Origin of the sequence: Pseudoglutamicibacter albus (assembly GCF_022346425.1) — a bacterium.
Lineage (GTDB): Bacteria > Actinomycetota > Actinomycetes > Actinomycetales > Micrococcaceae > Pseudoglutamicibacter > Pseudoglutamicibacter albus.
This window is the reverse complement of the sequence record NZ_JAKRCW010000001.1, coordinates 183,085-194,965: the sequence shown is the minus strand read 5'-3', so window position 1 is coordinate 194,965 and position 11,881 is coordinate 183,085. Positions and strand designations below refer to the sequence as shown.

Genomic DNA, 11,881 nt, shown 5'->3' with positions numbered 1-11,881 from the left:
GCGTCACTGAAAAATGCCAGGCGTATCCGCCAACGCGAGGCGGGTTTTGCGGATGTGCATCGCCATCAAGTCTTCAGCTGCATCGACGTCGCCTCGGGCGATGGCTGATAACAGCAGCCGGTGCTCAATGAACGTCTCTTCCAGACCTTTATCCCACTGCAGCTCAACGAAGGCACGGCGATAGTGCTGAGTCGTGTTCCACAAGCGCACCACCATGGATCGCAGGGTGTCTACCGGCGGACCTTCGAAGGTCTTCAGGTGGAACTTCCGGTCAAGGTCCACGAACTCCTCGACGGTTTCAGCCTGCTCAACGGCCTCGGCGACTTTCTCAATCTCGCTCAGCGACTCCGCGTTATGAAACGGGACCGCGAGCCCTAAGAGAAGCGGTTCAAGGCGTTCGCGGATCCGATAGCTTTCCTCAAGCTCCGCCGGACTCATGGATGCAACCCACGCACCCGTGGAAGCCACAAGGCGAATCAGTCCACCGGATTCAAGAATGCGGAGGGCCTCGCGGATCGGTAGGCGGCTCACTCCGAACTCCTCGGCGATGGCCTCCTGGCGAATCCTCTCCCCCGGAAGAAGGTCTCCCTTAAGGATCCTTGCTCTCAACTCTGCTGCGATCCGCTCGCTTGCAGACTGTGTTTCTCGACTCGCCATTGCCTACCTTTATGCGAAACCAGTGCGATTCTCTATCTGAAATCTTAGCCAGCACCCATCTTGGATCCAAACAGTTAAAACACAGACTTCCGCCGCCTTGCACCGAATTCGACCCTCACTTTACCTCGCGAACATAGATCACCAGCTGACAAAACAGCTGATAACCGCTAAATGATGCCCCTCTAGACGGATGTCTACTTGACGAAGGGCAGCCACAAACGCTCCATCGCACACCGCGCTGCAACTGAGCCAACCAGCCTCAACCATATTGTGATTGGATCCATTCGGATGTAGCCTTAGTCACAACCGCCACCTGCAGAACCTTAAGGAGAGCTCATGCCAGAACTGAGCGATGTGAGCGTCAGCACTGACGCCAAAGTCCTGAAAACAACGCAAGAAGACTGGGATGCCGCAAGCCCCGAGCTTCTGGAGACCATGCTCGTGCAGATGCGCGCTGTCCGCGCCTTCGAAGAAGCCGTCCTCGCCGCCGCAGGTGAAGGCCTCGTTCACGGCCCGGCCCACTCCAGCATCGGGCAGGAAGGTGCCGCTGTCGGTTCCGTGCTGGCCTTGCGTCCAACCGATGGCGTGAACGGCACGCACCGCGGCCACCACCAGTTCCTCGCTAAGGGGCTTTCCTATCTCCGCCCCGAGGGCATGACCGTGGTTGATGGCATCAAGGGCGACGACCTCGTCGAGTTCATTCACCGCACCTTGTCTGAGATCTTCGGCCTCGCCGCTGGCTTTAGCGGCGGACGCGGCGGCTCGATGCACCTGCAGTGGCTAGAGGCAGGAGCGCTCGGCACCAACGCCATCGTCGGCGGCGGCGTTCCACTGGCCGCGGGCAACGCGTGGGCACAACGCCAAGATGCCAAGGTACAAGGGTCTGAGGACATGGGCGCAACCGTCACGTACTTCGGCGACGGCGCCTCCAACATCGGCTCCACGCTTGAAACCTTCAACCTCGCCGCGGCATGGAAGCTGCCGCAGTGTTTCTTCCTCGAGAACAACCTCTACGCCGTCTCTACCTTCATTGAGGACGTCACCGGCGAACACAACCTCGCGGCACGCGGCCCAGGGTTCGGCATCCGTTCCTTCCAGGTGGACGGCATGGATCCACTCGCCGTGTACCTCGCGCAGCAGAAGGCCGTTCAGCACATGCGTGCAGGCAACGGCCCAACCCTCATCGAGGCTGAAACCTACCGGTTCTTCCACCAGAACGGGCCATTCCCAGGCTCCGCATTCGGTTACCGCACCAAGGACGAAGAAACCAAGTGGCGCGAACGCGACCCCATCACGCGCGTGGCCCGCGAAATGATCCGCCGCGGACTCATCACGGAAGAACAGGACCGCGACCTCGAACAGCGCATCAAGGCCTCGATCGACGAAGTCCTGGACCGCCTCGTCGAAAAGGACCCGGAGTCCAAGCGCGACAAGCGCCGCGTCATCCCGAGACTCTGGCCAGACACCGCCGGGGTGGACGACCACATCCGTTCCGACGCCAAGCTCCACGAGGTCGTGACCGGCCCCGAGAAGCCTGACGCGAGCGCGCCTACGCGTTCCGAGCGCTTCGTTGACGCGATCGCAGACACGATCCGTTACCGCATGGAAGAAGATCCGGGCGTCGTGGTCCTCGGTGAGGACGTGCACCGCCTCAAGGGCGGAACCAACGGCGCAACCAAGGGGCTTTCCGACCAGTTCCCGGACCGTGTTCTGGGCACGCCGATCAGCGAAAACGCCTTCACTGGGCTTGCTGGCGGGTTGTCGATGACCACCCGCTACAAGCCGATCGTCGAGTTCATGTACTCCGACTTCATGTGGGTTGCCGCTGACCAGGTGTTCAACCAGATCGGCAAGGCCCGCCACATGTTCGGGGGCCAGTCGGCGATGCCGGTGGTGCTCCGCTCGAAGGTCGCGATGGGTGCCGGGTACGGTTCGCAGCACTCAATGGATCCTGCCGGCGTCTTCGCGACCAACCCGGGCTGGCGCGTCGTCGCGCCGTCGACCGCGGCTGACTACATCGGCCTCATGAACACCGCACTTGACCTTGAGGATCCGGTGCTTGTCCTCGAGCATGTGGACCTCTACGGGCAGAAGGAAGACATCCCGGACGTCGATCCGAACTACCGCCTCCCGCTCGGTACGGCAGCCGTGCGCCGCGAAGGCAAGGACGTCACGGTGTTGTCCTACCTCAACATGGTTGGCGTCTGCTTGGCGGTCGCTGATTCGCGCGACGACCTCGATGCGGAAGTCATCGACCTGCGTTGGCTCGACCGCGCAAGCATCGACTGGGACACCATCGAAAAGTCAGTCAAGAAGACCAACAGCGTCCTCATCGTCGAGCAGGGTTCGCAAGGCACCTCCTACGGTGCATGGCTCGCGGATGAAATCCAACGTCGCCTGTTCGATTACCTCGACCAGCCTGTTCAGCGGGTCACCGGCCAGGAAGCCAGCCCGTCCATTTCTAAGGTGCTCGAAGCCGCCGCGAACGCCGATGCGAACGATGTTGCCGCTGGATTCGACGAAGTAGCCCGCGGCCTGGGCCTCAACTGATTGGAAGTAAACCGATGGCATATGTAATCACCATGCCGGCGATTGTCGCCGACGCAGAAGATGCGGGTCTCGCCAGCTGGGCTATCTCCGTTGGCGACGAGGTAACTTCAGGTCAGCACCTCGCCGATATCGAAACCGAAAAAGCCACCGTTGAGCTCAACGCGGAGGACTCCGGGACCGTAGCACGCCTGCTCATTGAGCCGGGCGCCGTCGTTGAGGTCGGGGCGCCGATCGCTGTTCTCTCGCAGGCCGGCGACGACGATGGCGCCGTCGAGGCCGCTCTTGCGAAAGCGGGGGTCGGGTCCGATGATGCGGGGTCTACCCACGATGCGGGGGCTGCTGAAGAGGCAACAGCCACCCAGGCAGCTACTGGCGAGGAAAATGCCGAGCCCGCTGCTGAGCAGGGTACCGGCCAGGCAGACACGAGGCAGGGTTCCGGCCAGCGCTCCGGGGAGCGGCTTTTCGCTTCCCCGCTTGCGCGTCGTTTGGCTAAAGAAAAGGGACTCGACCTCAACGGCATCGAGGGTACCGGCCCATCGGGCCGGATCACCCGCCGCGATGTCGAAGCGGCCGCCGCAGCGGCGCCAGCTGAGGCATCTCAGACCGCCACGTCGGGAACCCAGCCGGCAACCGCATCGGGCGCCACTGCAGAAAAGAACGCCGTAGAAGGCAACGCCGCGCAAGACAGCACCGCGAAAGAGAACTGGACCGAAGAAGCCGCCTCGCCTATGCGTAAGGTGATTGCGCGGCGCCTGACGCAGTCCGTCAACGAGATCCCGCACTTCTACCTCACCGGCGATGTCCAGGTGGACAAGCTGCTCGCGTTCCGTAAGGAAGTCAACACTGCCCGCGCGGAATCCGAAGGCAAGATCACGGTCAACGATTTCATCCTGCTGGCCATCGGCCGTGCTCTCGCGGAGATGCCGGAGGCGAACTCCACGTGGCACGACGGCACGATCCGCCGCCACAAGACCGCCGACGTCGCGGTTGCCATCGCAACCGAGAAGGGCCTGCTCACGCCGGTCATCACCGATGTGGGCTCGCGGACCCTGGGGTCCGTCAGCGCCGCTGCGGCCGACTACAAGAACCGCGCTGCTGAGGGGAAGATCCGCCAGCACGAGCTTGAAGGCGGTTCGTTCTCGGTGAGCAACCTCGGGATGTTCGGTACGCGGGAATTCTCCGCGATCATCAACCCGCCTCACGCGGGGATCCTCGCGGTCGGCGCGGCCGAACAGCGGCCTGTTGTCCGCGACGGCGAACTCACCGTGGCGACCATGATGACCATCACTATGTCCGCCGACCACCGCGTCCTCGACGGCGCTGTCGCCGCTCAGTTCCTCAACAAAGTGAAGAACCACCTCGAAAACCCGCTGTCCCTGATCGTCTGACGCGGCCAGCCCGCGCAAATCCTGCGCAGTCAACCACCGCGTCAATCGAAGAATCGAGATAGACCATGGAAAAACAGACCACAGAAACACAGAAACCTACGGCCGCCATCACCGGCGGCGCCTCCGGAATCGGCTACGCGGTCGCCCAGCAGTGGGTGGCTAACGGTGGCCGTGTGGTCCTGATGGACATCAACGAAGAACAGCTGGACAAGGCTGTTGCCAGCTTCGGTGAGAACGCCCGCGGGATCATCGCCGACGTCACCAACCGTGAAGCGGTCGATGCGGCGTTCGCTTCGATCCGCGAGCACGAGGGCCGCTTGGATGCGCTGGTGACCTCCGCAGGTAACGCGAAGCCTGTTGCTACCGCGGAGATGACGGACGAGCAGTGGGAGCCGCTACTGGACGTTCACTTGTCCGGAATGATGCGTTCGTGCCGGGCCGCGCACTCGCTTCTTGCCGAGTCCAAGGGATCGATCGTTGCGATCTCCTCGGTCGCGGGTGTTCAGGGCATGCCGAAACGCGCCAGCTACAACACCGTGAAGCACGGCGTGATCGGCTTCATCAAATCGCTGGCCGTTGAGTGGGCTGGTGACGGGATCCGCGTCAACGCGGTCGCACCCGGCTACACGCTCACCCCATTCAACAAGAAGCTCACGGACCAAGGCCTGCTGGACATCGAGCCAGTCCGGTCCCGCATCCCGCTGGACCGCTGGGCGGAACCCGAGGAGATCGCGGCGCCGATCGTATTCCTCACAAGCCCTGCCGCATCGTTCATCACCGGCCACACCCTGGTAGTCGACGGCGGCATGACGATCGCCGGAGACTGGTACACATGGCCAACCAACATGCCGAAGGACACAGACGCATGAGCCAGGTCTTCTCTACTGACGCATTCGCCGGGAACACTGTTCTGATCACCGGCGCAACTGGCGGCATTGGTGCCGAGTGCGCTCACCTGTATTCCGCATCGGGCGCCGACTTGGTCCTTGTTGACTTGCGGCCGGAACCGCTGGAGCAGCTTGCTTCCGAGCTTTCGGAGCCAGGCTCCGTGACCACTGTCGCCGCAGACCTGACTGACGCCGAGTCCCGCGCCCAGGTGGTTTCCGCGATCAAGGAGCGCGGCGGTGTGCACCACATGGTTCTGGCGGCGGGTATCTACCCGGAACATCCGGTTGCCGGCATGCCAGATGAGGAGTGGCGGCGCACCCTGAGCATCAACCTCGATGCCGTGTTCGCGCTGACCCGCGACCTCGAACCAGAAATCCACGACGGCGGTTCGATCGTGAACTTCGGTTCGATGGCCGGTGCACGCGGAAGCAAGAACCACGCGCACTACGCGGCGACGAAGGGCGCGCTCGTCTCCTTCAGCCGCAGCCTCGCGTGGGAGCTCGGCCCACGCGGCATCCGCGTGAACGCGGTTGCGCCGGGCATCATCGCGACGTCCATGACCAAGAGCTTCATTGCTGAGAAGGGTGAAGCGACGCTCAACTCAACGCCGATGGGCCGTTTCGGTGAGCCTGAAGAGGTCGCGTCCGTTGTACTGTTCTTGACCTCCGATGCCGCGTCTTTCGTGACCGGCGACGTCATCCACATCAACGGCGGCCTCCACATGGCCGGCTAACGCAAGGTCGCTTATACCTAGCTGGCTAGGATCTGGCGGGCTAGTACATCGCCGGCTAAGAGCACGGCTGACAGCGACGGTGGCGCATGCGAGATAACGCATGCGCCACCGTCGTTTTGGTTTTCAGTACCCGGAGCGCACGCAAACTTCCCAGTTATCCTTGGCTGCGCGAGAACAGCCGTCAAAGATAAGGATTATCCTTGACTACACCATGCATTCTCTCAAGAATAAGGTTTATCCTTGAGATACACATCGCTTGCTGGAAGGTTGGTGCGTATGTCGTGGACAGCTAGGGAGTGGACCCCCTCTGATCATGCACGGCGCCCGCGCGACCGCTGGCACGGAACCTACTGGGCGTATCAGCCGTTCTCACTCACCACACCTGAATGGCGCATCGATCCAGAAGTAGCAGCCGAAGCCGGGCGCGTGGAACGGCGCATCCGAAACCTGAAGTTTCACGACGCCGCAGGCAAACTCGAAGCCGTCTCACGGCACCTTCTGCGTAGCGAAGCCGTCTCAAGCTCCTACATGGAGGGGTTACGGTCTAACGCACGAAACATTGTGGTCGAAGAGCTCAAACGACTCGAACAAGCCACGAACAGCACCCCTGACACGAGGCATCCATCGGTGGCGGCAGAAGTCGCCGCTAACATCGCGGCCCTCACCAGCGCAGTTGAACGCCTCGGCGCAGCCGAAAACATCACTTGGGCCAGCATCGAAGAGCTACAGACAGAGCTGTTACCCCACCTTGGCGCCTCAGGGATTCGTGACAGGCAGAACTGGGTGGGCGGGAGCGAGATCCACCCAGGGGAAGCCGAGTTCATCCCTCCCACGGAAGACGTTCTAGTTCCTGCCGTGGAGGACCTCGTGGAATTCATGAGCGGCGCCGCCGTAGGGTGCCTTATCCAGGCCGGCCTGGTGCATGCGCAGTTCGAAACCCTGCACCCTTTCGCTGACGGCAACGGGCGCATCGGCCGCGCGCTCATCCACACCGTACTTGTCCGGGGCGGCCTCACAGAAAGCTCCGTACTGCCCATCAGCCAGGTTCTACTCACACGCTCAGATGAATACATTGCCGGGCTCATGGCGTTCCGTGGCATCCCGAACGGTGCTGAGCTCGCATCGGACGCTGAACCTGTCCGCGAGCTCAACGTCAGCGAAGGCATCAACACATGGCTCCGGACATTCATCGCGGCCGCTGATGACGCTGTGGATCTTGCGGCTGCGCTCAGGGATGAGCTCGACGAGTTTGAACGCGATGCCCGCGAGATGGTCGCCACCTATGCCGAGCAGACCGGCAAACGAATACCGCGGGAAGACTCAACCGTGTGGAAAATTCTTGATGTTCTACCCAAGCTCCCGATGCTCACCGTCGGCCTGGCAGCCCAACTAACCGGAACAACCACCACGTCAGCGAAGAACGCTCTTGACCATCTCTTGAAAACCGGGGTGCTTGAGTCACTCAATGTGGGAAAGGGGAAACGCGGTTTCGTTTCCAAAGACCTCATTGAATTGCTGAACTCAACCCAACGAAAGTGGGCGAGCACCCGGTTCGATACCCGCATCAGCGAACCGAACCGACCCGTACCAGGCAGGCCGGCACAGAGCTGAGGCAAGAAGTTCTACGCTGGTCGGGAGGCCTCGCGCATCCAGCTAGTCAGCGGTCGGCTTCGGCATCACCCGACGCAGCCGCTGACCCATCGCCTCACGCAGGGCCTCGCGCGTCTTGGCGCTGAGCGCCTCGGCCCCGCTTCGCGTGCCAGGCTTCGACTCACCGGAACCGCCACACCCCGCGGCACCATTTCAACGTCCCGGACCAGCAGCGTCACGCCCCGGTCGGCAGGGGCGCTAACCGCCTACCTCACCTTCTGGGTGCTCGTGGCCCTGCCCAGCGTGGTGGTTGCCGGACTGGCAGCGTGGTGGCGGTTCGATGTGGAGTTCTCTTTAGACTGGCCGCTGCTGATTACCGGAGCGCTCCTGGTGACCGTGATGGCCACCGCTGTGGGCTACGCGATCGCTGTGACCCTACCGGCGATGCTGGCGCAGGTCGTCAGCCAGGTGATGGTGTTCTTCGTGCTCATGTTCTCCCCCGTGACCTTCCCGGTGGAACGGCTACCCGACTGGTACGCCCGAGTGCACAAGCTACTGCCGGTCATGCCCGCCGGGGACGTGATCCGCGCCGGACTGGTCTCTGACACCTACTCCGTCGGTGGGCAGGCTCTGCTGGTACTGGCGGCCTGGACCGTGGCAGGCATCGGGCTGACACTACTCGCCCTGACGCGCAGGAAGTGACGAGACGAGGAAGCTTGCAACGCTCTGCTCTTGATGTCTAGCGCTACGTCTTGCGCATCTCGCGCATTGACCGAAGCTAACCGCCGACCGACAGCATGTCGTTGAGCCGGCTGCTTACAATGGCATCGAGCGCCGATGTAGATCGGTGCACCTTACCCCACGACCCCGCGCTTCACGCTCGGGGTCGTTGTATTTCCGGGTAAGAATGAGATTCATGCGCCAGCGTTACCGCGGCCGATTATCGAGGTGGAAGATAATCCGCTTCCCCTCGGAGAAGTTTGCATCCGGAGCCGCCGCTTGGGTGCCGAGTAAACCTCGCCCACAGCACGCTACTCACCTGCCCCTTACAAGTGCATCACTCACATCACGCGGACACGGTTCTCACTTTCCAAGCGGGAGTTCTGCAATACCGGCAGCTTCTCCCGCGCTGGCGCCACCGCATCCACATCAAGGTCAACCACCAACAGCTCAACGCCACTTCCCGCTGATGCGATCATGTTGCCGTCCGGCCCCGCAACAAAGGAATGCCCCACCCCATTCGGGGAACCTGGAGTCGATTCCGCACCGGTCACCGCGGTATCAGCTTGGTCACAGCCAACAACATACGTCGTAGAATCCAAGGCGCGTGCGCGGCCCAACAGCTCAAGCTGCTCAACCTTACCCTCACCCGAACCCCACGAAATCGAGCACACAATCACGTCAGCACCTGCACGTGCCAACGAGGTGTACAAGGCCGGGAACCGCACGTCGTAACAGATCGTCAAGCCCACAGTGACTCCATCGATGTTCACCGCAACAAGAGCATCCCCCGGAACCACCGCATCAGACTCCTTGTGCCCAAACGCGTCGAAGAGGTGAATCTTGTCGTAATGCGCCTCGACCCGTTCGCCGGAAGCATCGACACCCGTCACGAACAACGTATTGATGACACGGCCACCGCTACCCGGACGGAACATGCCTACGGCTACCACCACGCCAGCTTCAGCCGCCAGCTCACGCACACGCTGAGCAAACGGACCATCCAACTCCTCCGCGGCATCAGCCAGGTTGCTACCGAACGGGGCCATCGTCGCCTCCGGGAACACCACCAGCCGCGCCCCATGTCCAGCGGCGTCCGCAACGTTGCGCTGAATCAGGTCTAGGTTCTTCTGCTTATCCGAGCTCGAATTGATCTGAGCGATTGCTACCTTCACTGAACTTCCTTCCTCACCCCAGCTACTGCGCCGGTTCTTGTCGACACGAACGTTGGCCTGCTATGAACATCTAAATAGCGAAAGGCTAGGGTTGAAATTATGGCTAAACTTGTTGGTCCGGCTGCCCGCATCGCCGCATATGAGCGGTTGCGGGAGCTCGTACTCACTGACCCTGAAGTGCAGGGAACCTTCCTCACCGAAGCCACCTTGGTGGAGCGGCTGGGGCTTTCGCGAACCCCAATTCGCGAAGCCCTCATCATGCTCGCTGCCGATGAGTTCGTTGAGTTGATCCCCCACCGTGGTGCGTACGTCCCGCCGACAACAGCCAAAAACGTCCGCGACACCTTCGCGATGCGGTCCCTCATCGAAGAACACTGCGCCCGCGCGACCATCGCCGCCGGCACCGTACCCCGCACCGCGATGCGATCCCTCCTAGCCGAACAAGAAACCCTCGACATCGCCACCGCAAACCGCAAAGAGTTCATCTCTATCGACCAGGCCTTCCACGCATCGCTCGTCAACGCCGCAGACAACGCAGTCATGTCGCAGATGTACCAAAAGCTGCGCGTCAGCCACATGCGATTTGGCATCAGTGCCGCCATGAACGAAGGCCGCTTTCAAGAGGTCCTGCGTGAACACCACGCCATCTTCGACGCGCTGGACGCCGGCGATACAGACGCCGCAGTCGCCGCGATCCGTGAACACATCACCATCACCCGGGATATCCTCCTCGGCCAGCTTGACCGAGGGAAGAGCTTCCCCTGGTAACCGTGCCGGTCACGGACCGCGGAACCGCAGCTGATCTTTAGTTCCCCGCGACGACCGGACGGGACTTATTGATGGACTCGAGGTATTCGTAGTCCTCTTCCACGTTGTTATCGCGGCCCATCACCAAACCGATGATGGTCACGCAGCATGCAACCGTCAAGTAGAGCGCGACGAAGACCCACGTGCCAGTCTTATCGAGCAGCAGCGTGAACATGGCCGGAGCGATAGCACCACCCAAAACACCAGCGATGGTGTACGCGAGGGATGCACCCGTGTAACGCAAACGAGGGTGGAACTGCTCGATCACAAACGCAGCCTGCGGGCCATACATGAACGAGTGGAAGAACAGACCAATCGGGATACCCACGTACATCCACAGAGTCGGGTTGGTGTGCAACAGCAGGAAGAAAATGAATCCCCACGTTGCCGCCGCTACAGCGGAAACACCGTAAACCCAGCGGCGGTTGATCTTGTCCGAGATGTGCCCGGCCAGCGGGATGCACACCAGCTGGAAAACGGAACCGATCATGACAGCCGACAACACCATCGTGCGTTCAAGACCCAGAACCAGCGTGCCGTAAGCCAGCGTGAACACAGTGAACAGCGCGTACGTCACGTCCGGACCGATGCGGGAAAGGATCGCGGAAACCAGTTGCTTAGGTTCAGACTTGAGTAACTCAGTGATCGGCTTCTCTGGCTTATCGCCAGATTCCTCGACAGCGCGGAACACTGGGGTGTCCTCCAGCTTGAGGCGAATCCACAAACCGAAAGCAACCAGAAGTGCAGAAACCAGGAAGGCCACACGCCAGCCCCACGCCATGAACTGATCGTTCGTGAGGATGAGGGAGAGCAAAGCGAAAGCGCCCTTAGCGAGCAAGTTGCCTGCAGGAGGACCAATCTGTGCCGCAGAAGACCAGAATCCGCGACGTTCAGGTTCTCCGTATTCGCCGGAGAGCAAGACGGCTCCGCCCCATTCGCCGCCTACCCCAACGCCTTGCGCGAATCGCAGCAAGACCAGGATGATCGGCGCAATAACACCGATCTGTGCGTAGGTTGGCAAAAGACCGATGAGGACAGTCGCGATACCGATCAAGATGAGCGTCCACACCAGGATGTTCTTGCGCCCGACCCGGTCCCCGAGGCGGCCAAACACGATACCGCCAACCGGACGCGAAATGTAACCCACCGCGTAGGTGGAGAACGCCAGCAGGACGCCGGTCATTGGGTCATCGGTTGGGAAGAACAGTTGCGGAAATACGATTGCCGCTGCCGCTGAATAGATCGCGAAGTCGTACCACTCAAGCGTGGTACCGCTCAGACTCGCGGTAAAGGCTTTGTATAAATCTTTCTTTGAAACTTCCGGCTTTGCGTTGGCCGAACTAGGCGCCGAGCTCACTTCGAACACCCTTTCA

General features: G+C 61.4%; 10 protein-coding genes. 7 read left to right on the top strand and 3 right to left on the bottom strand.

The window, feature by feature from the left end; all coding sequences use genetic code 11:
- Positions 1 to 3: 3 nt before the first annotated feature.
- Positions 4 to 657: a GntR family transcriptional regulator gene (locus MHJ63_RS00840; RefSeq protein WP_239445878.1), complete on the bottom strand. Its 654-nt coding sequence runs from the start codon at positions 655 to 657 to the stop codon at positions 4 to 6.
- 336 nt (positions 658 to 993) lie between these two features.
- Between MHJ63_RS00840 and MHJ63_RS00835 the strand changes: the two genes are divergently transcribed.
- The 6 genes from MHJ63_RS00835 to MHJ63_RS00810 all read left to right on the top strand — a co-directional run bounded on the left by MHJ63_RS00835 (position 994) and on the right by MHJ63_RS00810 (position 8,508).
- A complete protein-coding gene (locus MHJ63_RS00835; RefSeq protein WP_239445877.1) occupies positions 994 to 3,207 on the top strand; it encodes an alpha-ketoacid dehydrogenase subunit alpha/beta in 2,214 nt (737 codons plus the stop codon).
- A 14-nt stretch (positions 3,208 to 3,221) separates the two neighbouring features.
- Positions 3,222 to 4,595: a dihydrolipoamide acetyltransferase family protein gene (locus MHJ63_RS00830; protein ID WP_239445876.1), complete on the top strand. Its 1,374-nt coding sequence runs from the start codon at positions 3,222 to 3,224 to the stop codon at positions 4,593 to 4,595.
- A 65-nt stretch (positions 4,596 to 4,660) separates the two neighbouring features.
- Positions 4,661 to 5,464, top strand: coding sequence for an SDR family NAD(P)-dependent oxidoreductase (locus MHJ63_RS00825; protein ID WP_239445875.1), 804 nt, complete (start codon positions 4,661 to 4,663; stop codon positions 5,462 to 5,464).
- Positions 5,461 to 6,216, top strand: a complete 756-nt coding sequence (locus MHJ63_RS00820; RefSeq protein WP_239445874.1) for an SDR family NAD(P)-dependent oxidoreductase — start codon at positions 5,461 to 5,463, stop codon at positions 6,214 to 6,216. Before MHJ63_RS00825 ends, MHJ63_RS00820 begins: the two co-directional genes overlap by 4 nt.
- Positions 6,217 to 6,492: 276 nt before the next feature.
- The gene (locus tag MHJ63_RS00815) at positions 6,493 to 7,827 is read left to right on the top strand and encodes a Fic family protein (protein ID WP_239445872.1); all 1,335 of its coding nucleotides are present in this window, start codon (positions 6,493 to 6,495) and stop codon (positions 7,825 to 7,827) included.
- Positions 7,828 to 7,863: 36 nt separating this feature from the next.
- On the top strand, positions 7,864 to 8,508 hold the full coding sequence (locus MHJ63_RS00810) for an ABC transporter permease (RefSeq protein ID WP_338110358.1): 645 nt from the start codon (positions 7,864 to 7,866) through the stop codon (positions 8,506 to 8,508).
- A gap of 359 nt (positions 8,509 to 8,867) precedes the next feature.
- Here the strand turns inward: MHJ63_RS00810 and MHJ63_RS00805 are convergent, their stop codons facing one another.
- On the bottom strand, positions 8,868 to 9,701 hold the full coding sequence (locus MHJ63_RS00805) for a carbon-nitrogen hydrolase family protein (protein ID WP_239445871.1): 834 nt from the start codon (positions 9,699 to 9,701) through the stop codon (positions 8,868 to 8,870).
- Positions 9,702 to 9,800: 99 nt separating this feature from the next.
- Here MHJ63_RS00805 and MHJ63_RS00800 point away from each other — a divergent pair, with 99 nt between their 5' ends.
- Complete coding sequence (locus tag MHJ63_RS00800) at positions 9,801 to 10,469, top strand: GntR family transcriptional regulator (RefSeq protein WP_239445870.1); 669 nt, start codon at positions 9,801 to 9,803, stop codon at positions 10,467 to 10,469.
- 37 nt (positions 10,470 to 10,506) lie between these two features.
- Here the strand turns inward: MHJ63_RS00800 and MHJ63_RS00795 are convergent, their stop codons facing one another.
- The gene (locus tag MHJ63_RS00795) at positions 10,507 to 11,865 is read right to left on the bottom strand and encodes an MFS transporter (protein WP_239445869.1); all 1,359 of its coding nucleotides are present in this window, start codon (positions 11,863 to 11,865) and stop codon (positions 10,507 to 10,509) included.
- Between the last annotated feature and the right edge of the window lie 16 nt (positions 11,866 to 11,881).